The sequence below is a fragment of the Thiopseudomonas sp. SA1F2-1K genome (assembly GCF_057443035.1).
Genome location: NZ_CM172014.1, coordinates 980,479 through 1,002,500 on the forward strand (window position 1 = coordinate 980,479; position 22,022 = coordinate 1,002,500).

General features: G+C 47.5%; 22 protein-coding genes (1 of these 22 running past the window's edge). 14 read left to right on the forward strand and 8 right to left on the reverse strand.

The window, feature by feature from the left end; all coding sequences use genetic code 11:
* Window positions 1-78 precede the first annotated feature (78 nt).
* Window positions 79-2,643 (forward strand): ATP-dependent chaperone ClpB, encoded by a 2,565-nt coding sequence (gene clpB, locus AC2T15_RS04680; protein WP_053099403.1) that lies wholly within the window; start codon window positions 79-81, stop codon window positions 2,641-2,643.
* A 67-nt stretch (window positions 2,644-2,710) separates the two neighbouring features.
* Here the strand turns inward: clpB and AC2T15_RS04685 are convergent, their stop codons facing one another.
* From AC2T15_RS04685 to AC2T15_RS04710, 6 genes are all read right to left on the reverse strand, one after another.
* Window positions 2,711-3,514: an oxygen-binding di-iron domain-containing protein gene (locus AC2T15_RS04685; protein WP_286594334.1), complete on the reverse strand. Its 804-nt coding sequence runs from the start codon at window positions 3,512-3,514 to the stop codon at window positions 2,711-2,713.
* A 155-nt stretch (window positions 3,515-3,669) separates the two neighbouring features.
* Window positions 3,670-4,647, reverse strand: coding sequence for an alpha-L-glutamate ligase-like protein (locus AC2T15_RS04690; RefSeq protein WP_286594333.1), 978 nt, complete (start codon window positions 4,645-4,647; stop codon window positions 3,670-3,672).
* Window positions 4,648-4,653: 6 nt separating this feature from the next.
* Window positions 4,654-6,180 (reverse strand): osmotic stress tolerance membrane protein RloB, encoded by a 1,527-nt coding sequence (rloB, locus tag AC2T15_RS04695; protein WP_053099405.1) that lies wholly within the window; start codon window positions 6,178-6,180, stop codon window positions 4,654-4,656.
* Window positions 6,181-6,184: 4 nt separating this feature from the next.
* Window positions 6,185-6,715, reverse strand: coding sequence for an ATP-dependent zinc protease family protein (locus AC2T15_RS04700; protein WP_486779017.1), 531 nt, complete (start codon window positions 6,713-6,715; stop codon window positions 6,185-6,187).
* A gap of 220 nt (window positions 6,716-6,935) precedes the next feature.
* Window positions 6,936-8,087: an MFS transporter gene (locus AC2T15_RS04705; protein ID WP_486778862.1), complete on the reverse strand. Its 1,152-nt coding sequence runs from the start codon at window positions 8,085-8,087 to the stop codon at window positions 6,936-6,938.
* Between the two features lie 76 nt (window positions 8,088-8,163).
* On the reverse strand, window positions 8,164-8,619 hold the full coding sequence (locus tag AC2T15_RS04710; protein ID WP_373331700.1) for a Z-ring associated ZapG family protein: 456 nt from the start codon (window positions 8,617-8,619) through the stop codon (window positions 8,164-8,166).
* Window positions 8,620-8,844: 225 nt separating this feature from the next.
* Between AC2T15_RS04710 and AC2T15_RS04715 the strand changes: the two genes are divergently transcribed.
* Window positions 8,845-9,471 carry an alpha/beta hydrolase gene (locus AC2T15_RS04715; RefSeq protein WP_053099407.1) on the forward strand — a complete coding sequence of 209 codons (627 nt, stop codon included), beginning with the start codon at window positions 8,845-8,847 and terminating at the stop codon, window positions 9,469-9,471.
* An 18-nt stretch (window positions 9,472-9,489) separates the two neighbouring features.
* Window positions 9,490-10,836: a tryptophan--tRNA ligase gene (locus AC2T15_RS04720; RefSeq protein WP_486778863.1), complete on the forward strand. Its 1,347-nt coding sequence runs from the start codon at window positions 9,490-9,492 to the stop codon at window positions 10,834-10,836.
* Between the two features lie 70 nt (window positions 10,837-10,906).
* On the opposite strand, the gene dksA is transcribed toward AC2T15_RS04720, so the two are convergent.
* On the reverse strand, window positions 10,907-11,350 hold the full coding sequence (dksA, locus tag AC2T15_RS04725; RefSeq protein ID WP_053108675.1) for an RNA polymerase-binding protein DksA: 444 nt from the start codon (window positions 11,348-11,350) through the stop codon (window positions 10,907-10,909).
* Between the two features lie 291 nt (window positions 11,351-11,641).
* On the opposite strand from dksA, the gene AC2T15_RS04730 reads away from it, so the two are divergent.
* A complete protein-coding gene (locus AC2T15_RS04730; protein ID WP_486778864.1) occupies window positions 11,642-11,992 on the forward strand; it encodes a hypothetical protein in 351 nt (116 codons plus the stop codon).
* Window positions 11,993-12,000: 8 nt separating this feature from the next.
* Here the strand turns inward: AC2T15_RS04730 and ypfJ are convergent, their stop codons facing one another.
* Window positions 12,001-12,870: a KPN_02809 family neutral zinc metallopeptidase gene (gene ypfJ / locus AC2T15_RS04735; RefSeq protein WP_486778865.1), complete on the reverse strand. Its 870-nt coding sequence runs from the start codon at window positions 12,868-12,870 to the stop codon at window positions 12,001-12,003.
* Between the two features lie 167 nt (window positions 12,871-13,037).
* Here ypfJ and cydD point away from each other — a divergent pair, with 167 nt between their 5' ends.
* The 10 genes from cydD to AC2T15_RS04785 form a co-directional block, all read left to right on the forward strand.
* Window positions 13,038-14,801: a thiol reductant ABC exporter subunit CydD gene (gene cydD, locus AC2T15_RS04740; RefSeq protein ID WP_486778866.1), complete on the forward strand. Its 1,764-nt coding sequence runs from the start codon at window positions 13,038-13,040 to the stop codon at window positions 14,799-14,801.
* Window positions 14,798-16,408, forward strand: a complete 1,611-nt coding sequence (locus AC2T15_RS04745; RefSeq protein WP_486778867.1) for an amino acid ABC transporter ATP-binding/permease protein — start codon at window positions 14,798-14,800, stop codon at window positions 16,406-16,408. Before cydD ends, AC2T15_RS04745 begins: the two co-directional genes overlap by 4 nt.
* An 8-nt stretch (window positions 16,409-16,416) precedes the next feature.
* Window positions 16,417-17,151, forward strand: coding sequence for a class I SAM-dependent methyltransferase (locus AC2T15_RS04750; protein WP_286640166.1), 735 nt, complete (start codon window positions 16,417-16,419; stop codon window positions 17,149-17,151).
* A 6-nt stretch (window positions 17,152-17,157) separates the two neighbouring features.
* Window positions 17,158-17,601 (forward strand): ribonuclease HI, encoded by a 444-nt coding sequence (gene rnhA / locus AC2T15_RS04755; protein ID WP_053102297.1) that lies wholly within the window; start codon window positions 17,158-17,160, stop codon window positions 17,599-17,601.
* The gene (gene dnaQ, locus AC2T15_RS04760; RefSeq protein ID WP_486778868.1) at window positions 17,598-18,314 is read left to right on the forward strand and encodes a DNA polymerase III subunit epsilon; all 717 of its coding nucleotides are present in this window, start codon (window positions 17,598-17,600) and stop codon (window positions 18,312-18,314) included. Before rnhA ends, dnaQ begins: the two co-directional genes overlap by 4 nt.
* Window positions 18,315-18,472: 158 nt before the next feature.
* Window positions 18,473-18,904 (forward strand): YeeE/YedE family protein, encoded by a 432-nt coding sequence (locus AC2T15_RS04765; protein WP_486778869.1) that lies wholly within the window; start codon window positions 18,473-18,475, stop codon window positions 18,902-18,904.
* Between the two features lie 3 nt (window positions 18,905-18,907).
* Window positions 18,908-19,318 carry a DUF6691 family protein gene (locus tag AC2T15_RS04770; protein WP_486778870.1) on the forward strand — a complete coding sequence of 137 codons (411 nt, stop codon included), beginning with the start codon at window positions 18,908-18,910 and terminating at the stop codon, window positions 19,316-19,318.
* Window positions 19,319-19,409: 91 nt separating this feature from the next.
* Window positions 19,410-20,273, forward strand: coding sequence for an MBL fold metallo-hydrolase (locus tag AC2T15_RS04775; protein WP_486778871.1), 864 nt, complete (start codon window positions 19,410-19,412; stop codon window positions 20,271-20,273).
* Between the two features lie 16 nt (window positions 20,274-20,289).
* On the forward strand, window positions 20,290-20,724 hold the full coding sequence (locus AC2T15_RS04780; RefSeq protein WP_486778872.1) for a protein tyrosine phosphatase family protein: 435 nt from the start codon (window positions 20,290-20,292) through the stop codon (window positions 20,722-20,724).
* A protein-coding gene (locus AC2T15_RS04785) for a SulP family inorganic anion transporter (RefSeq protein ID WP_486778873.1) crosses the window boundary here: on the forward strand, window positions 20,717-22,022 show its 5' portion. The gene runs 428 nt beyond the window's last position; 1,306 of the gene's 1,734 nt are visible here — the first part of the coding sequence; the start codon lies at window positions 20,717-20,719; its stop codon lies off the right edge, out of view. The genes AC2T15_RS04780 and AC2T15_RS04785 overlap by 8 nt, the downstream gene beginning before the upstream one ends.

Sequence of the window (22,022 nt, forward strand, 5' to 3'; positions counted from 1 at the left end):
CATAAATAGTAGGTATTCCTGGTGAGCTTTTAGGAACGATTGAGCAAGCTCACCTTATTTTCAAATTTGAGGCAGATTATGCGTATAGATCGTTTTACCAGTCAGTTACAAATGGCTTTGGCGGATGCACAATCCTTAGCTGTAGGTAAGGATAACCCGGCAATTGAACCGGTTCATTTATTTAAAGCACTGTTGGATCAGCAAGGTGGGTCGGTTCGGCCCTTGTTGATGCAAGTGGGCTTTAATATGCAAAAGTTGACCAGTGACTTAAATCAGTTACTTGAGCAACTGCCGCAGATTCAACAACCCACCGGCGATGTCAACCTTTCGCAAGATACCGCTCGCTTGTTGAATCAAGCCGATCGATTGTCACAGCAAAAAAATGACCAGTATATTTCCAGTGAATGGGTGCTGCTAGCAGCGATGGATAGCAACACAGCATTAGGTAAAGTGCTGTTAGAGCAAGGAGTCACAGCAAAAGCGCTAGAAAATGCGATTAGTAATTTGCGCGGTGGTGAAACCGTGAATGATCCTAATGCTGAAGAGTCGCGTCAAGCGCTGGATAAGTACACCATCGACCTTACCCAGCGTGCTGAAGAAGGTAAGTTGGATCCTGTGATTGGTCGTGACGATGAAATTCGTCGAACCATCCAAGTGCTGCAACGTCGTACAAAAAATAACCCTGTGTTAATTGGTGAGCCAGGGGTTGGTAAGACGGCGATTGCTGAAGGATTGGCGCAGCGCATCGTCAATGGTGAGGTGCCCGATGGTTTAAAAGGTAAGCGCTTATTATCGCTAGATATGGGCGCGTTGATTGCCGGAGCAAAGTTTCGTGGTGAATTTGAAGAGCGCCTGAAAGGCTTGCTTAATGAAGTGGCTAAGCAAGAAGGCCAAATCATCTTATTTATTGATGAGCTGCATACCATGGTCGGGGCGGGTAAAGCTGACGGCGCGATGGATGCCGGTAATATGCTAAAGCCTGCCTTAGCGCGTGGTGAACTGCACTGTGTGGGAGCTACCACGCTTGATGAATATCGTCAGTACATTGAAAAAGATGCTGCTTTAGAGCGCCGTTTCCAGAAAGTATTAGTGGATGAGCCGAGCGAAGAAGACACTATTGCGATTTTGCGTGGCTTAAAAGAGCGCTATGAAGTGCACCATAAAGTAGAAATTACTGACAGTGCAATTATTGCGGCGGCTAAGTTATCGTCACGCTACATCACCGATCGTCAGTTGCCAGATAAGGCTATTGACTTAATTGATGAGGCCGCCAGCCGTATTCGGATGGAAATTGACTCTAAGCCTGAGGCGCTAGATAAACTGGATCGTCGCTTGATTCAGTTAAAAATTGAGCGAGAAGCACTGAAAAAAGAAACCGATGAGGCGACTAAAAAACGTTTAGCTAAATTAGAGCAAGAAATCACAGAGTTGGAACGTGAGTACGCCGACTTAGAGCAGATTTGGAAGGCTGAAAAAGCTGAAGTACAAGGATCTGCCCAGATCAAGCAAAAAATTGAACAGGCACGTCAAGACTATGAAATTGCAAGGCGTAGTGGTGACTTAGCGAAGATGTCTGAGTTGCAGTACGGTGTTATTCCAAAGTTAGAGCGCGATTTAGCTGAGGTGGATGAGCATAGTAAAACGGAAAATCAGTTGCTACGTAACAAAGTAACTGAAGAAGAGATAGCGGATGTAGTATCCAAATGGACTGGAATTCCTGTTTCGAAAATGATGGAAGGCGAGCGTGAAAAGCTACTGCAAATGGAGTCTTTATTGCATCAGCGCGTTATCGGCCAAGATGAGGCCGTAACGGCCGTAGCTAATGCCGTACGCCGTTCTCGTGCTGGCTTGTCTGACCCTGATCGCCCTAGTGGTTCATTTTTATTCTTAGGTCCAACAGGGGTGGGTAAAACTGAACTCTGTAAAGCTTTGGCAGAGTTTTTGTTTGATACCGAAGATGCCATGGTGCGCATTGATATGTCGGAGTTTATGGAGAAGCACTCGGTGGCCCGTTTAATTGGTGCGCCTCCTGGTTATGTAGGCTATGAAGAGGGTGGTTATTTAACCGAAGCTGTACGTCGTAAGCCTTACTCGGTAGTACTCATGGATGAAGTGGAAAAAGCGCATCCGGATGTGTTTAACGTGCTGCTACAAGTGTTGGAGGACGGGCGCTTAACCGATAGTCAGGGGCGTACGGTTGATTTTAGAAATACCGTGATTGTAATGACCTCTAACCTTGGTTCTATGCAAATTCAAGAGTTAGTCGGAGACAAAGAGGCACAGCGTGCTGCGGTAATGGATGCGGTGGGTACGCATTTCCGTCCTGAGTTTATTAACCGGATTGATGAGTTGGTGATCTTTGAGCCTTTAGCTAAAGAACAAATTGCCGGTATTGCAGAAATTCAGTTGGGTCGGTTACGTCAGCGTTTAGCTGAGCGTGAACTACACTTGCAGTTAGGCCAGGATGCATTAGATAAGTTAGTAGCGGTTGGTTACGATCCTTTATATGGCGCACGCCCACTAAAACGCGCGATTCAACGCTGGATCGAAAACCCATTAGCGCAAGCGATTTTAACTGGAGCATTTGCGCCGGGCAGTACTATCCATGCACAAGTGAAGCAGGATGAGATTGTTTTTAGTTAAGGCATACTAATCTAACCCGCCTTAAATGAGGTTGACCTTGTTTAGGGCGGGTTAGATTCTGGCGCAATTAAACTAAATTTAGTAGTTGTTGAGGTGGTTGATAGTTATGTTGATTAACTAGATCTATACCGCAGTTTAAGTTTTCTATCCAGTTTAAAAACTGCTCAATTATTATTTTGCCTTTAAAAAAACGGCCGTGTTGCGGCACGATCATTTCTACATCTAATTGCCGGACCATATTGGCCCATAGTCGGGTTACCTGCTTACTGACCATATAACGCTGGTGAAAACCGAGCATACTAGGAATATGTTCGGCAAAAGACTCAACAGCAGATCCATCATCTAATAAGGAAGCTCCCATATCTCCTGAAAATAAAATTTTACTGGTAGGGTCAAACAGCTGCAGATTACCTACTGAGTGTAAAAAGTGAGCGGGTAATGCACTAAGAGTGGTATTACCAAAATTAAACTGAGCCCCAGAATCAGGTACAGAGATGACTCTTTCGCTGGTTTTAATACCATGATTTTGGGTTAAGAATGCTGCCGATAAGTGCGGCAAAAAGCGCGCCCACAGCTTGGAAGTGATCACTTTAGCAGGGGTGTGCAGTAACCATTTATCCAGGGCAGCAATAATATCTGGATCTTGGTGCGAGGCAAAAATATAGGTTAGGCTGCGTGACGAAATGTAGCGAGATATTTCGATATTTAACGGGGTAAAGGTTAGATCCCCGCCGGGATCCAGTAAAATTGATTGGCCGCTATTAGTAATTAAAAACTGGTTGGACTGAACACCATCTCCAGTGACCAAATCATCAAACATTAAGCATTGATGGGTACCATCATCAAAGAGAACGACGGGATCGCGACGCATGACAACCTCTGAACTGTATTTTACTGGCGGCTAGTATGCTTTTTTCAGAAAAATACAGGCTGATACATATCAACAGATCAACAGAAGAGTTGTGATCAGGATCACATTTAGTTAGCAGCGCTGCAAAGCATTGGCTAGGCAGCGCGATTGTTTGGTTATGGTTTGGTGGCGGCAAAGTGTTGCTGCACAAAGGCTACGCGCTGCTCGACACTTTCGGTTTTATCTTGGCGTTTAAGCTCAGCAAGATGATGCTCTACAGCATGTGTGCGCGTAGTTAAGCCAGCATTATTAGCGATTTGAATATTTAGCCCAGGACGGGCGTTAATTTCTAAAATTAACGGGCCTTGTTCTTGGTCAAGCACCATATCTACACCAATGTAGCCAAGCCCACACAGCTCGTAGCAACTAGCAGCTAAGTGAATGAAGCCTTGCCAGTCCGGAAGCTGCACCCCAGCCACGGGATGTGTGGTGTCAGGATGCTTATTGATTTTGTTGTTAAGCCAGGTGCCTTCTAGGGTTTTGCCCGTGGCTAAGTCAACACCAACACCGATCGCTCCTTGGTGCAAGTTAGCTTTACCGCCTGATTGGCGGGTAGGTAAGCGTAGCATGGCCATAACAGGGTAGCCCATCAGGACAATGATGCGAATATCGGGCACCCCTTCATAGCTAATGCTTTTAAAAATGGGGTCGGGTTTGACGCGATATTCAATCAGCGCCCGGTCACGAGCGCCTCCTAGTGAGTATAGGCCAGTTAAAATACTGGAGATCTGATACTCAATTTCTTCGCGACTCATGATTTTGCCCGAGACGGTGCGATAACGCCCTTCAAAACGGTCAGCAATCACAATGATGCCGTCACCGCCGGCTCCTTGAGCCGGCTTAATGACAAAGTCTTCATGGCCATCAATAATTTTGCTAAGTTGGACGATCTCTTTTTCAGTTGAGATCACACCATACATTTCTGGGACCTTAACACCATTTTCTAGAGCGCGTTGCTTGGTGAGGATCTTATCGTCAACGATCGGATACAGACTACGTTTGTTGTACTTTAAAACATAATCGGCATTGCGGCGGTTAATCCCCATGATTCCCAGTTTACTGAGCTCGCGCCAAGTTTTTATTAGACCAAACATAACGGCTTAATCCTTTAAAAATGCTTTGAAGCGAAACAGTTCAGTTAAGCGATAACCACGGTAACGGCCCATGGCTAACATAAAGCCGACCATTACTAGCAGAACACCAGGGAAAGTGAAGATAAAGTAGGTCAACTGCGGAATCGACATTAGGTAATGCGCAAGTGTGGCAGCCACTAAAGTACCGATTGCAACTTTAAACGCATGGCCACCACCACGCTCTTCCCATGTAATTGAGAGGCGCTCAATAGTCATGGTTAAAATCACCATGGGGAATAACGCTACGGATAGTCCGCGCTCTAGACCTAGCTTATGGCTAAGCAGGCTAATAAAGGCGATTAACACCACCACAAAAGTTAGCACTACCGACAAGCGTGGCAGCATTTGTAATTTGAGGTGTTCTAGGTAGGAGCGTAAAGACAGACCGAGTGTAGTAATAATGGTGAATAGCAAGATCCCAAAACCCAGCTGAGTTTCACGAAAGGCTAGTGCAATCAGAACCGGAGTAAAGGTGCCTAAGGTTTGTAAGCCACCGAGGTTGCGTAGAATTAAGATCACCAAAACGCCAATCGGAATCATGATCATGATTTGGTAGGTTTGCTGGGTTTTTAACGGCAAGCCATACAGCGAGTAATCTAAAAAGTCAGCGTCAGTACTTTCACCCGCTAGCTTAGCTAAACGCATAGCATTCATTTCGCTGTTATTGAGGGTGAAGCTCACTTGCGGTTTGCTGCCGCCTTCGAGTGATAATAACGGTGCGTCTCCAGTCCACCAAATGATTCGGTCGCTAGGTAAGCCTTGCTCGCCAGTCTGTGGGTTAAAGTACAGCCAGTTTTTACCATTAAAGCTACGTAGCCATAACTCGGGTGATTGTTCGGTATTGGCCACTAGGCGCAGAGTGTGCAGACGCTCCATAGGCACGTGGGCAATGGAGAGAATAAGATCAATAACTTCTGCTTTACGCTCGCTAGACGTATTGCCGCCAAGCAGTAATTTGACGTTATCGTCATTAGTATTGTTAACCCGCTTAATGGCTTCACTAATAAAGGTTTCTACGTCTGCAGAGTGTTGACGAATCGGTGCTAAAAGGGCTTCGGCAGCAATTTTTTCTGGGCCATCAATTACCGTTGACTCGCGATAAATTGGGCCTTTCGCTTTAGTTTGTTCACCACTGTAGCGCTTGGTCATAACTAAGCGGTAATACAGTGTTTGTTTGCCGCTGGCACGACGTGCCGACCAAGTTAGGCGGCGATTTCCTTCAGCCTGATTGACGCTCACTCCATAATTATGCGAGATAAAGCTTTCGTTGAGGCTGACATAGTCTTGATTCAGTGGCGGAATAAACATCTGCAGTTTAACTGGTTCGCGAGCGTGGGCTTGAAACTCTACACGCGCGTCAATATTCCATAAGTCATCGGTTTCATCTTCAGTGACAGGAATATTGAGAACAAAAATTTGATAACAAGTCACCAGTACACCCAAGGTAACCAACAAGGTGATTAAAACTTTGAGGTGCATATTTAAAGAACGCATAGAATTACTCGGCCGATGATTGGGAAGAGGGGTTACACGCAGGCTCGCCTGCTACGTAGTTTTCACTGACGTCAACCAGTGCGCCAAACTGAGTGAGGGCGTTAGAGCCGATCAGTAAAGGAAACTTGAAGGCACTGCGGTCAGTGAGATTGACTTCAATGGTGTGACGTTGGTTGCCCAAACATACCGGTAAATGCACGACCGGGCGGCGGGTATAGGTTTCTTCGTCACCTTCTTCATCGTAATCACCCGAGCGACGTTTAATTTTACTGGTGCGCACTAATGGCAATTCTATTTTATTGTCGTGAGCTTCATCGATCGCAAGGTAAAACTCTACCCACGATTCGCCATCACGTTTAAATCGACGAATATCGCGGGCGCTTAAGGAGGCCGTTTGTGCTCCAGTATCGAGCTTAGCTTCTATCTTTAAATCAATAGCGCTAATACTTACTTTTTCATATAAGCCATAAATGGTTTTGGTGTTTAGTTTCGTTTTAGGCGCTTGTTCCATAGGAGTACTTTCGGCCTGTGCCATGAAGGGCAGGCAAGCCAAACCAAGTAAAAGTATACGAGAGTATTTATTCATAACATCAATCTTGACTATAAAACCAAACAGCATGCAATAGGGGGTAAGTACATTTTTTTGCTAAAGCGTTCATCTTTTTTTGGAAATCGCGCCATTCTACTGCGCACCACATAAAATAACCATGTGCAGACTAGGGAGAGTGTTGATTATTCTCAAGCAGCATCAGTAGTTACTGCATACGCTGATAGAAACTGCCTAATACTGACACCATTAATAGCAATACCGCTAAGGCGATAAATGCAGCCGTTAGGCTGCTAAGCTGGGCTACTCCGCCAAGTAATGCAGGACCTGCTAGTACTCCGGCATAACCAATAGTAGTGGCTGCCGCTACGGCTAAATGGGTTGGCATGAGCTGTTGTTGGCTGAGTGAAGAAATCAACACGGGTGAGATATTGGCGCAGCCAAGTCCACAGATACCATAGCCTATCAGAGCAAGAGTCCAGTGTGGCGCGAGGATACTGAGGCCAATTCCTAAGGCAGCGATTAGGCCACCAAGCACCACGGTTTTTACTACGCCAAAATAGGCAACAATCTGACTGCCCACAAAGCGTCCTAGCATCACCATCAAAGAAAAACTGGCATACCCAAGGCCTGCTTGGCTGCTTAGCATCTCTTTTTGTTTGATTAAAAACAGTGCGCTCCAGTCCAGTACCGCGCCCTCTGCCAAGTAAACGATAAAGCACATGCCGCCAATCAGCGCGACTAAAGGGGTTGGCTTCATAAAAGAGCTGCCACTGGCTTTGGTTTTGTCACTCAAAAAGCCTGGATACCCAAGCGTAACTGCAATCAAGAGCACAGCCATCATAAGTAATAAACTATATTCAATGGCTAAGCCTGCCATTAAACATAGGGTTAAGAGCAGGGCGCCACTGATAGTGCCTAAACTAAAAATACCATGTAGGTTAGGCAAAATTGAGCGTTTAAGGCCTTGCTCGACCACTAACCCCTGAATATTCAGCACTACATCTAATAAGCCAAGACTGCCACCAAATAAAAACAGTGCCAGCCCAAGCCAGTAAAGTGAGTGGGTGTAGTTCATTAAAAACAGCGCAATGAGCAATATTAAGGTGCTGCCAATAATGCAGCCGCGTATGCCAACACGTGAAGAGAAGAGTGCAGTCATTGGCATAAACAGGAGTGAGCCGATACCAATGCAAAGCAGCATTAAGCCAAATACCCCATCACTCATTGGAATTCGTGCACGTACATAGGGGACTAAGGGCACCCATAGCGCTAAGCCAAAGCCTGCAATAAAAAAGCCAAGACGTGAGGCTTGCACATTGCGCGAAGTAATAGCAGTGGCGGAGCTAGAATTTGGCATACAATTGAGAAAGGTTATAGTTAAAAAGTAAAATGCCGCTAATTACTTAGCGGCATGGATGTGTAAACAGCAAAGACTAATCACTGGCTTTAGTTTTTAGTCCATAACTCTCATCGAGTGCGCCAATGTCTTGCTCGCCTTTAGGTGCATAGTCTTTAGGTGGTTGAGCACTAGCAGTTAAGGTGCTAGTGCCGATACGTTCTTTCTTAGGTTCGTTATCTTGTAGGCGAGCGAGGAGTTTTTGACGTGCTACCTCATCTAGGGTTAAGCGTTCAGCACCCATTGCCAGGTGCTCTTGCACATCTTGATAGTTTTGATTCAAGGTGTTCATCAGCGAAGCGGTGGTGTTGATATGGGTGGCCACATCTTCTTGGTATTGACTAAAGCGTAGCTGTAAGTCATCTAGTTGTTGCTGAGTTTGCGCGGGCGTCGACTGGCGGGCTTTAGCGATAATTAGCCCGATAATTAATCCCACAATAAAGGTTGCGCTTGGCAGCAGCCAAATTGGCATTAAGAATTCTGAATTGCCCACAAGATTTCCTCTCTTGATCTGACCTCGGTACAGGGATGCCGCTCTAAAATAGCCTAAATGACTGATTTGCGCGCCATTCAAGGGAAATTATTTCAGCGGCTGCTTAGAGTTTGTTACCCTAGCGAGTGTACTAAAGAAGCTAAACGTTAGACTAGTACTTATTTAGTTGCCTGTTAGCCCCTGTATAAATCTGGCTAGCAGAGGCTAGGGCTGAGGAGATAAGCATTGAGTAACACAGAAATAGCTGTTTCAATTGCAGGTCCAGTGGGGACGCTAGAAGGGCGCTATTTGGATCAAGGGGCCCAAGGGGTTGTTTTGATTGCTCACCCTAATCCGGTCAAGGGCGGAACCATGCAAAATAAAGTGATCACCACTTTACAGCGGGTTGCCCGAGATGCGGGCCTAACCACACTGCGTTTTAATTATCGTGGCGTGGGTCAAAGTCAGGGGCAGCATGATATGGCGCAAGGTGAAGTGGATGATGCTCTTGCGGCGCTAGAATGGCTGCAAGCTAAATATCCTGTTGCGCCGGTGTACCTATTAGGCTTTTCCTTCGGTGGCTTTGTGGTGGCAGCTTTAGCTGAGCGATTAGCTGCGCAAGGTATTTCACCTCATCAGCTGTATATGGTTGCACCAGCGGTATCAAGGGTAGAGCCTGAAGCGCTAGCCGCGCTATCAACCCAGCTCACGGTTATTCAACCAATGGCCGATGAAGTGATCGAGCCTGAGTTAGTGCTTCAGTGGACACAGCAGTTATCTATTCCTCATGAGTTGATTCAGGTGGCCGGCTGCAGTCATTTTTTTCACGGGCAATTAACGGTATTAAAGCAATTAGTCGCAGAGCGACTTTAATGGGAAGAACGAGACAACATGACTAAACGAATTTTAACCGGTATTACAACAACCGGTACGCCGCATTTGGGAAATTACGCAGGTGCTTTACGTCCTGCAATTATGGCTAGCCGCCAAACCGATGCTGAGTCTTTTTATTTTTTAGCAGATTTTCACGCATTGATTAAATGTGATGATCCTGCACGAATTCAAAAATCTCGTTTAGAAATCGCTGCAACTTGGCTAGCTGCCGGTTTAGATGTTGAGCGCTCGACCTTTTATCGTCAGTCAGACATTCCGGAAATTCCTGAGTTGTCATGGATTTTAACGTGCATTTCTGCCAAGGGCTTGCTCAACCGAGCCCATGCTTATAAGGCAGCAGTGGATCAAAATCTCGAGCAGCAAGAAGACCCTGATGCAGGGATTAGCATGGGTTTGTTTAGTTATCCGGTGCTCATGGCAGCTGACATTTTAATGTTTAATGCGCATCAGGTTCCGGTGGGCCGAGATCAAATCCAGCACGTGGAAATGGCGCGCGATATTGGTCAGCGTTTTAACCACCTATTTGGCAAGGGTCAAGACGTGTTTACCTTACCTGAAGCTCTGATTGAAGAAGATGTGGCAACGTTGCCGGGGCTAGATGGGCGTAAAATGTCCAAAAGCTACGATAATACGATCCCGTTATTTTGCAGCGAAAAACAGTTAAAAGACTTGGTATCGAAAATTGTCACAGACTCTAAATTGCCAGGAGAAGCAAAAGATCCTGACGATTCGCACCTGTTTACTTTGTATAAAGCGTTCGCAAGTCATGAGCAAGCACAGCAGTTGGCTGATGACTTGAGGCATGGGTTGGCTTGGGGTGAAGCCAAACAGCAACTGTTTAACTTACTCAACCAGCAACTGGCAGAGCCTCGTGAGCGGTACCATGAGTTAATGAGTAAGCCGCAGGCGCTGGAAGATATTATGCAAATGGGGGCGGCGAAAGCACGTAAAATCTCGGTGCCATTCTTAGCAGAAATACGTGAAGCGGTAGGTTTGCGCTCATTTAATCAGAGTCTGCAAGTGGCGGTTAGCGGGGCTAAGAAAAAAGCCAAAGCAGCAAAAGTTGTGAGCTTTAAAGATGAGCAAGGCTTTCGCTTTCGCTTGGTGGATGCTGAAGGACAAACCTTACTGCTCTCTAAGGGATTTAATGACGGGAAAACGGCAGGGTTAGTCAGCAAAGAAGTTCAGTCAGGCGCGGCGCTAGATTTACGCACCGATGCAGGCATTGTTAGCTTATGGTTTGCAGGTGAGGCAGTAGCTGAAACTGAAGCCTTAGCAGGTGGCGAGCAAGCTAATCAACGCATGGCGCAGATTCAAGCGGCTTTGCAGCCTGAAGAAGCTTAATTGGCAGTGATTGAGGTTAAGGGGAAAGGTTAAACTTTCCCCTTAATAAAACGTTAATGTATTGCGCTGATTAAGAGCCGATTTGTTTCTCACGAATTTCCGCTAAGGTTTTGCAGTCAATGCACAGGGTAGCGGTAGGGCGCGCTTCTAAACGGCGGACACCAATCTCAACGCCACAAGCTTCACACCAGCCGTAATCGTTGTCTTCAATGATTTGCAAGGTTTCATCAATTTTCTTGATTAACTTGCGTTCACGGTCACGGGTGCGTAATTCGAGGCTAAATTCTTCTTCTTGACTGGCGCGGTCTGCAGGGTCAGGAAAGTTAGCCGCTTCATCCTTCATGTAGCTCACGGTGCGATCTACTTCTTCCATGAGCTCTTTTTTCCAGTTAAGGAGAATTGAGGTGAAGTGAGCACGCATGTTATCGCTCATGTACTCTTCGTCTTTGCCTTCCTGATAAGGTACAAATGCGCGGACTAAGTCGGTGCTTTGAGTTTTTGCTTTACTTGGCATACTGACGGCCTCTTTAGAACTTTGTAAATCCAATTTTCTAGATAGGTGATTGGCTTAACGAGTATTTTTGACGCTAAATCCACTCAAAAAATCTTACCTAGCGCTTACAAGCGGGCGAACTTACCAGAACCGCTCGCTAAGCGCTACTATTAAACGCAAGTATTCGGTAAATGCGCGTAAGAGGGGTAAAACTAAAGGCAGTGTTAGAGTGGTCTGTTCGTTAATAGTTTCTTTTTCTGTAAGATAAGTGGTTTAAATTCAGTACGTTAGTGGGAAGTAAGCACCAAGCAAATGATTAAATCAAATAAGGCAAATCGCTATGGATTATGTGGACTGCTGTTGTTGTTATTAGCAGGCTGCGCCCAGCCAACTCACGCTCCTCGAGCCACCCTGTATGATTGCTGGGATGCCAGTGCCCAAGAGTTAAGCGCATGCAGCGATGCGACATGTCGTAGTCAAAGCGTAGGCAATGCTAAAAGCTGTGCGGCTAAAGCCCAGCCTGATTCAGCATTTTGTGCTCAGGTACCAGCAACCGTTGCGCTGCAGCAAGAAGTCTTAGCGCTCAGCTGTAAGTCTTATTTAGATGCCTTTAGCGAGTGCCAGCAAGCGCTGCGGCATATTGCCAGCGCCTGTTCACGTTAATTGGCAGGCTAAAGTGTGCGGGCGCTGAAGCTGTCGCACTGAGTCAGTTGTCCGCTAGTAAAACCTTGCTTAAACCAGCGTACCCGTTGGGCTGAAGTGCCGTGGGTAAACGAATCGGGAGTCACTTGCCCAGTTGCTTGATGCTGCAGGCGATCATCGCCAATAGCATTGGCTGCGTTTAAGGCGTCCTCTAAATCGCCGGGTTCAAGCCACGCATGGCGCTGTTGGGCATGGTGAGCCCAAACGCCGGCTAAACAGTCGGCTTGTAATTCTTGGCGAACCAGTAAGCCATTGGCGCCTTCTACTCGCTGTCCACTGCGCCGCGCTTGGTTGACCTGCGCGGTTACCCCCAATAGTGTTTGCACATGGTGTCCCACCTCGTGTGCAATGACATAGGCTTGGGCAAACTCTCCGGCTGCTTGAAAGCGAGTTTGCATTTCTTTAAAAAAGCTAAGATCCAAATAAACTTGCTGATCGGCAGGGCAGTAAAAAGGACCTACGGCCGAATCAGCAAAGCCACAGGCTGAGCGGATGCCGTGATTAAAGAGAATTAGTTTAGGTTCTTGATAGGTTTTGCCTAGCTGCTTAAATAATGTCTGCCAAGTGTCTTCAGTGTCACCAAGAATTGACTCAACAAAATGCACCTCTTGCGATTGTGTTGCGCTAGGAGTCGAAGGCCTGCTGTTACTGCTGACACCACCTTGCTGTAGCACTTGTCCAGCAAGGCTGCCTAGGATCTGTAGCGGATCTTGCCCACTCATAAGGCCTAATACTACGACAATGGCGATTCCGCCTAGGGTTAAGCCTTTGCCGCCAACTGTCGTGCGGCCACGGTTATCTACCACGTTATGGCTTCGACGACCTTTGTTCCAGCGCATAGTGATTACCTCTTGTTTAAGTCGCCTGAGCGGGATTGTGCTGCTTGCTAGGCGTATAGAAAATAAAATCTTGGCGAGGTTCGCCAGTAGGGCCAGTTAAATTACTGAGAAAATCCCTGTGATCAGTTAAAGTAATCTTACTAAAGTCTAGTCAAAAGGTGTGTGTTGTGAGTGATGCCTTAACCGAAAGCACTGAGTTGGATCGTCAGTCGTTACGTCGAATTTTATCCGCTATTTTGGCGCCAGAAAAAAAACGGCTAGGCTTAGCGTTACTGTTGGCTATGTTGAATGTGGCGTTATTTATTCTGCAAAGTGCGATTTTAGCGCATTTAATCGGTACGGCATTAACTAATTGGAATGCTCCAGAGGCGACTGGGTTAGGCATTAATTTATTCAATTATTTGCCTTGGCTATTACTGTGTTTAGTATTGCGCCCATTACTGCACTATGGTCGTGAACATTTAAGTCAGACGGCTAGTCATCGAGCGCGGCTTCAGGTGCGCAAGCAGTTGCTTAATACTTTGGCCAGTTTAGGGCCAGAGCGCCAGCAATTGGGTGCTGATGGGGCTTTAAGTGCCAAGCTGTTGGAGCAAGTGGATGCGCTGGATGGTTATATTAGTCGCTATTATGTACAGCTGTATTTGGTTCTACTGACCCCGATGTTACTGCTAGTCGCCACTGCGTATTACAGTTGGCTAGCGGCTGCTTTATTATTACTCACCGCACCTTTAGTGCCGCTATTTATGATTTTAGTCGGCGGCGCGGCGGCCAAAAGCAGTCAGCAACAACTGGCGGCGATGAGTCATCTTAGTAGCCGCTTCTTAGACTTGGCTCGCGGAATGCCTACTTTGCAGCATCTAGCAGCAACGACTCAAGCGCAGCGCTCGATCGCGATGGCAGCTGAGCAATACCAAATTAAAACCATGGGTGTGCTTAAGCTGGCTTTTTTATCGGGAGCGGTGCTGGAGTTATTTTCAGCCTTAGCCGTGGCCTTGGTGGCGGTGTACTTAGGGATGGGTTTGCTGGGTATGTTGCCATGGGCTAAGGGTGAGGTGCCGGTGGCCTATACGGGCGCATTGTTTATTTTGTTGCTGGCGCCTGAGTTTTACGCGCCACTGCGTCAATTGGGTAGCGATTATCATGCCAAAGCAGAAGCTGAGGCGGCGGTGGGGGAGTTATATCCTTTATTAAGCCAACACGTTTGGCAGCACCCAGGCCAGCAGCCCTTACCCCTCGCCGCAGCACCAGCGCTTACAGTAGAGCAGCTCAGTATTAGCGGCGCGCAGCAGCGCCAACGTTTAGCATCGGTGTCTTTTACCTTGCAGGCTGGCGAGCGGGTCTTGTTACAAGGTGCTAGTGGTCTAGGCAAATCATCTTTATTGCTGGCAATAATGGGCTTTATTCCATATCAGGGACGAATTCTTTTGAATCAGCAAGACCTGTTAGATTTTCAGCGCAGTGACTGGCAGCAACGTATTGCTTATTTATCGCAGCAGCCACAGTTTAAACAGGGTACGGTCGCAGAAAACCTGCGCTTAGCAGCACCTACAGCGAGTGATGCTAAATTGTGGCAGGTGTTGGAGCAGGTACAGCTAAAGGCGTTATTTTTAGCCTTGCCGGAGCAATTAACTACGCGTATAGGTGAAGCAGGGTTAGGGCTGTCCGGTGGGCAGCTGGGCCGCTTAGCCATTGCGCAGTTATTGCTGCGAGAGCCTGTACTTTGGTTGCTAGACGAGCCAACCGCACATCTTGACCCAGAAACCCAATCGCAGATTAATCAGCTGTTGCAGCAAGTCACTAAAGGGCACACTGTGTTGCTGGTCAGTCACAGTGCTGAGGGCTTAGCTTGGATGGATCGTCAGCTAACACTCGAGCAGTTGTTGGATTCTCAAGCGGCAGCAGACATAGGACAGGAAGAGAGACAGCTATGAATCAACCTATTGCATTGTCGAGGCTATTGAAGAGCCGTTTTGAAAATTGGCTGATTGCTTTATTGCTGGGAGCTTTAACGTTATTTTCTGCGATTGCTTTATTGGCGGTGTCAGGTTGGTTTATTACTGCCTCGGCCATTGCGGGGTTAAGTGTAACCAGTGCTTACTTATTTGATTATTTTCGCCCAGCAGCGATGATTCGCTTTTTTGCGATTACTCGTACTGCAGGACGCTATGCAGAGCGGGTCACTTCGCATAATGCGGCGCTGGGTTTATTAAAAGATTTACGTTGTCAGGTGTTTGCTTGGTTAACCCGCAAGCCAGTAAGTTTTGCGCGTCAGACAGAGGTTAACTCAGCGCAGCAAATGCACCGTTTGGTGGCAGATATTGATCGCTTAGATCACTTTCCACTGCAGGTAATCAGTCCTTGGTGCTGGGCCAGTGTCATTGTCTTTGCTTTTTTGATTTTTGCAGCCTGGGTGCATCCCACATTGCTTTGGGCTTCTTTAGTCGGGGTGTTGTTGGCTTGGTTGATTATTCCGCTAGCCGCTGCTTATCGAGGATTACAATTAGCCCGTAGAGATGTTGAAACAGCCGAGCGGCGGCGTATGTTGATGCTGGAATCTTTACAGTTAGTCACGCCCTTAACTATGTGGCAGAACTGGCAAGTACAACAGCAGCAAGCACTGCAGGCAGATGCTGATTACCAGCAGCAACAGTTGCGTCAGCAGCGCTTGATTAGTTTGACGCGCCTGTGGCAGCAGTGGGCGTTGGCTAGCAGTTCGTTGGCCGTTTTGTTGTTGGGCTTGCCGTTAGTTGAGCAGCAGTTGATTAGTCTGCCTTGGCTATTGGCGCCTGTGTTGGCGTTATTTGGTTTAAATGAAGCCTTGCTGCCCTTAGCGGCAAGCTTTATTAGTCTGGGGGAAAGTCAGGCAGCTCGCGATCGACTGAATCGCTTATATACGCCAATCTTACAGCCCCAAGCAGAGGTTAAAGTAGCGAATAAAGCAGATGCTAACGTGAGCCTAATGGTCACAGAGCTCAGTGCCAAACATCAGGCGGCAGTGAGTGGGCCAACAGCGGTGTCTTTTAATTTGCAGCAAGGGCAAGCCTTATTGGTGACAGGGGCTTCGGGTGTCGGGAAATCAACCTTGTTGCAAGCTTTGGCGGGCTATTTGCCTTATACCGGTACGGTGCAGGCCTCACATCCGATTGCTTATCTGTCACAGCAGTTGGATATTTTTGACTTGTCGTTGGCAGAAAATTTACGCTTAGCCAATGCAGCAGCCAGCGATGAGCAGTTATGGGCAGTTTTGGAACAGGTTGCTTTAGCAGATTGGGCGCGTCAGCAGCAAGGGCTTGCGACCCAGTTAGGCGAGTATGGTGCGCAGGTTTCAGGTGGGCAGGCGCGACGGATAGCTTTGGCCAGAGTGCTGTTGAGTGAGCGCCCGATTTTATTACTGGATGAGCCTTTAGCTGGGTTAGATGCGCAGAGTGCGAGTGTGATCGAAGCCAGTTTGGCCGCTTATCAAGCCCAGGCAGTCATAGTGGTGGTTAGTCATCAAGCAATCACCTTGCCGCAGTTGCAAACCTTGGTTTTACGCTAGGAGGAGATGTGGCGATCGATCAGGCACGTAGTATATGTTTGCGCCAAGCTTGGCTAGCCCAACCCAGTACTCAGCACCTGTTGGAGGATGGTCGCGCTTGGTTACAGTTGCAGTTGAGTAAGCATGTAGGCAGTTATTTGGTTAATTATCGGCCTTTATTTAGTGATTTTGAAAGTCCAATCAAATATCAGATTTGCATGGCTAAAGCACAAGAGCGCAGTGCTGTCTCTGTGCAGCTGATTGCCAGTGATCAAGGTTGGCCCTTGATGCCTAACGCAGTAGACGTGGTGATTTTACAGCATTGCTTAGAGTTTTCTGCAGAGCCAGATAGCCTGCTGCAGCAGGCGGTACAGTGCCTGCGTCCGGGCGGTCACTTGTTAATTCAGATGGTGAACCCCTTAAGCCGTTCTGGTCTCCAGCATCGCTGGCTGACTCGAGGTAGTCAGTATCGTGCCTGGCGCTTGTCGAGCATGTACCGCCATTTACAGGGGTTAAATATGTCGCCTGAGCTGCAACACTGGAGTGGATTTGGTGTTTGTGCTCAGCGCTTGAATTGCCTTAAATTTGCAAGGTTACAGCCGCATCTGGTGAATCGATGCAATCTGTTTGCTGGCCTCTATTGCGTCAGTGCGCGTAAGCTAGTGCGTGGTGATCTTGGGCCAGTGGTTCAAAAAACAGCATTTATTCAGCCGACGCTGCCTCTGGTGGGGGCAGCTACGCGGCGTGAAAAACCAAATAAGTAGTGAATCATGAGTGATGATGTGGTTGTAATTTATACCGATGGTGCCTGTAAGGGTAATCCGGGGCCAGGTGGCTGGGGGGCTTTATTGACCTATAAGGGGAAGGAGCTTGCCTTGTGCGGTGGTGAAGCAGAAACAACCAATAACCGTATGGAATTAATGGCAGCAATTGAGGGCTTGAGAGCCTTAAAGCGTCCAACTAAGGTGCGGTTGGTGACAGACTCTACCTATGTCATGAAAGGGATGCAGGAGTGGCTAGCCAATTGGAAAAAACGTGGCTGGAAAACTGCAAGCAAGCAACCAGTGAAAAATGTTGACCTATGGCAGGCGCTGGATCAGTTGGTTGCTGCGCATCAGGTTGAGTGGCAGTGGGTGCGTGGCCATACTGGTCATCCAGGTAATGAGCGAGCCGATGCATTGGCCAATCGTGGGGTAGAAGAGCTGAACTTATGAGATACATCGTACTTGATACTGAAACCACGGGTATGCCCGTGCATGAGGGGCACCGAATCGTTGAAATTGGCTGCGTTGAGTTAGAGGATCGCACCCTAACTGGGCGGCACTTTCATGTTTATTTGCAGCCTGATCGCGACAGTGATCCTGAGGCGTTACGGGTGCATGGAATTACCAGTGAGTTCTTACAAGATAAGCCACGATTTGCTGAAGTTGCCGATGATTTTTATCAGTTTATTCAGGGTGCCTGCTTAGTCATTCATAACGCGGCTTTTGACGTAGGCTTTATTGAGAACGAATTTAGGTTGATTGGCCAGCAGGATCGCACGCGGATCACGGACTATTGCGAAGTGCTGGATACCTTAGAGTTAGCAAAGCAGCTGCATCCAGGTCAGCGCAACAACTTAGATGCTTTGTGTCGCCGTTATGATGTCGATAACTCTAATCGGGAGTTGCACGGGGCGCTGTTAGATGCGCAGATTCTCGCTGATGTTTATCTAGCAATGACTGGGGGGCAAACCGATTTAATGCTAGCCAGTGATGAGCCAGAACCCTATGCCGTTGAGCAGTCATTAACAGCACTTACGCCCATTTCAGATGATCGTCCAGCCTTAAAAATTATTCGTGCGACTGCCGCAGAGCTTGAGGCTCATGAGCAGCGTTTAGCTGATATCAGTAAGGCAGTGAAGGGGCCTGCGCTATGGCAGCAATAGCGCTATAGCTAGCAATTATCAAAAATGGCAGCTTGAGTCTGCCATTTTTTTTGCCTGAAATTTGTCTCTCTATGAGGTCCGTTGTAGTGCGTGCTTTGCATACCTGTGGGGGTATATGTATAATCGCTAGCATCGATGGTTTTTTAGGAAGTGATGTGATGACGATTGATTGGGCAAACTTCGCCCCTTGGACCTCCTTATTGGCGGGGGTGATTCTGGGCGCATCGGCTGGCGCTTTTGCGCTGCTGAATGGCCGGGTGGCAGGAATCTCTGGCATGTTGAGTAGCTTGGTGTCTAAAGCAGAGGGTAAATCAGAAAAGTTTCTGTTTATGCTGGGTATGCTATTAGCGCCGTTGTTATGGCAGCTGTTTCAAACCTTGCCGACGATTGAGTTCACTGCAGGCTGGGAGCTTACTTTGATTGCAGGTGTATTAGTGGGGTTTGGTACTCGCTATGGCTCTGGCTGTACCAGCGGTCATGGAATCTGCGGTTTGTCACGATTATCACCACGCTCCATGGTGGCGGTGCTGAGTTTTATGGCAACCGGCTTTATTACGGTGTATGTCATTCGCCATCTGATAGGAGCGTAAGTTATGCGTAATCTAGCAGCGTTAATCTGTGGTTTAGTTTTTGGAATTGGCTTGTTGGTGGCAGGTATGCACCAGCCAACCAAAGTGCAGGGTTTTTTAGATATTGCTGGTAACTGGGATCCCTCATTAGCCTTTGTGATGGGCGGAGCGATTGCCACAGCGCTGGGCTTTTTTATGGTAGCGGGTAAGCGTGGTAAAGCATTGCTAGGTGGGCCAGTTCAGCTGCCAACACGCCGAGATATTGATAAGCCGTTGGTGATTGGTAGTGCTTTATTTGGAATCGGCTGGGGGCTAGCAGGAATTTGCCCAGGTCCTGTGGTGGTGACCTTGCCGCTATTAAACTGGCAAACATTAGTTTTTTTAGCTGCGTTGCTGGTCACCATGAAAGCATACGACTTTATTGTTAAGAAATAATCTGCAGGTGTGAGCGCAAAACAAGGATGTTTTTACTGCTCAGTCAGATCAAGCTGCCTAGCTAGGCAAGCATCAGAAGTAGGAGATAAGCATGTCAATGCAAATTAAAGAGTTCTTTCATCAGGATACCTCTACCTATAGCTATGTAGTGACCGATAGTAAAACCAAGTGCTGCGCTATTATTGATTCAGTATTGGACTACGATGCCGCTTCTGGGCGCACTGCTACCGTTGCAGCTGATGAGTTAGTAGCCTATGTTAAGCAGCAAGGTTTAACTGTTGAGTGGCTGCTAGAAACCCATGTACATGCGGATCATTTATCAGCCGCGCCTTATTTAAAGCAGCAGCTAGGTGGTCTGTTAGCGATTGGTGAACATATCCTAGAAGTGCAAGAAGTGTTTGGTAAGTTATTTAATGCAGGCACTGAGTTTGCCCGTGATGGTCGTCAGTTCGATCGCTTATTCAAAGACGGTGATGTGTTTGCCATCGGTCAGCTTAAGGCGCGTGTTTTGCACACGCCAGGGCATACGCCAGCCTGTGTCAGTTATGTAATTGAAGATGCGGTGTTCGTGGGTGACACTTTATTTATGCCCGATTATGGAACAGCGCGTTGCGACTTTCCAGGGGGAGATGCGCAAACTCTCTATCAGTCAATTCAAAAGTTATTTGCACTTCCTGATGAAACCCGTATGTATATGTGTCACGACTACAAAGCGCCAGGTCGTGAAGAGTACCTGTTTTTAACAACGGTCGGGGAAGAGCGGCAAAATAATATCCATGTGCATCAGGGTGTATCTGAGCAAGAATTTGTCACGATGCGTACCGAGCGAGATGCTGGATTATCAATGCCGCGTTTAATTCTTCCCTCAGTGCAGGTCAATATGCGGGCCGGTGAGCTGCCACCTGAAGAAGATAATGGGGTGAGCTACCTAAAAATCCCGCTTAATGCAGTTTAATTAATAAGGGTTAATCATGGATATTAAAAAAATTTCAGATAGTTTTTCAGTGGTTGCTCAATTGCAAGCCAGTGATCTAGAGGCGGTAAAAGCTGCAGGGTTTAAGACGCTGATTAATAACCGTCCTGACGCTGAAGATGAAGGGCAGCCGTTGAATGATGATATTGCTAAAAAAGCGGCTGAACTGGATTTGGTATTTTATTACTTGCCGGTTATTTCAGGTCAGGTAACTGATGAGGCGGTGGCTGAGTTTGAAAAGATTTTAGCTAAAGTTGAAGCGCCAGTACTTGCGTTCTGTCGCAGTGGTAATCGTTGTCTGTGCTTGTGGAGTTTGGTTAACGCCAGTCAAAACAAGAAGCCATTTGCAGAATTACAAGCAACGGCTCAGCAAGCAGGTTTTGATTTAACCAACTTGCAGGCGCGGATTGAGCAACGGGCTGGACATGCATAAGCGTAAGGCGTGGTTCAATTGGCTGCCCTGTTTGGAGTGGGGTAGCCAATACAGCAAGGCGGCAGCGGGTAAAGACGTGCTCGCTGCGGTCATTGTTACCTTAATGCTGATTCCGCAAAGCTTAGCTTATGCGATGCTGGCGGGATTGCCACCAGTAACTGGGTTGTATGCCAGTATTTTACCCTTAGTGTTGTACGCTATTTTTGGCACCAGCCGCACCTTAGCTGTTGGTCCGGTGGCGGTGATATCCTTAATGACTGCCGCAGCACTTGAGCCACATTTTAGTTCAGGGTCTGCCGATTATATGGCTGCTGCTATGTTGTTGGCGATTTTGTCTGGGCTGGTGTTGTTGTTGATGGCGGTTTTTCGTCTTGGCTTTTTAGCTAACTTTTTAAGTCATCCAGTTATATCAGGCTTTATTAGTGCGTCAGGTATTTTGATTGCGCTGAGCCAAGCTAAGCATATCTTGGGGGTTGACGCTGGAGGGCAGACGATTGCCGAGTTGCTCCCCAGTTTATGGCAAGGTTTGGAGGCTGTGCAGTGGGCCACTGTGGTGCTGGGTGTGGCCAGTTTAGTCTTTTTGTTTTGGGTGAGAAAAGGCTTGCAGCCTTTATTGCTCAAGCTGGGTATTGCCCCGGTGGTAGCGTCAGCTATGGCTAAAGCTGGTCCGGTTTTGGCTATCGTTGCCACGGTTATCGCTGTTAGTTTGTTAGGTTTAGAGCAGCAAGGCGTTAAGGTGGTGGGAGCTATTCCTTCTGGATTGCCGGCTTTAAGTTTGCCCATGATGGATCTAGGCGTTGCTTGGCAGCTATTGCCAGCAGCCATCTTAATTAGTTTGGTTGGTTTTGTTGAGTCAGTTTCCGTAGCGCAAACCTTGGCGGCTAAGCGTCGTGAGCGAATAGAGCCAAATCAGGAGCTGGTTGGGTTAGGTAGCGCCAATATAGCAGCCGCTTTGGCGGGAGGATTTCCAGTAACTGGCGGCTTTTCACGCTCAGTGGTTAATTTTGATGCTGGAGCGCAGACGCCCATGGCGGGTGTATTGACTGCGATAGGCATTGCGTTAACTGCTTTGTTTTTTACGCCATTGTTTCATAACTTACCCCATGCAGTGTTAGCGGCTACCATCATTGTTGCGGTTTTAAGTTTAGTGGATCTGGCTTCGTTTAAGTCGACCTGGAAATTTTCGCGACAAGATTTCTATGCGCAGTTCGCCACCTTTGTCGGGGTGCTGTTGTTGGGGGTGGAGGTCGGTATTATTTTGGGTGTATCACTCTCGCTGATCCTATACTTATGGCGTA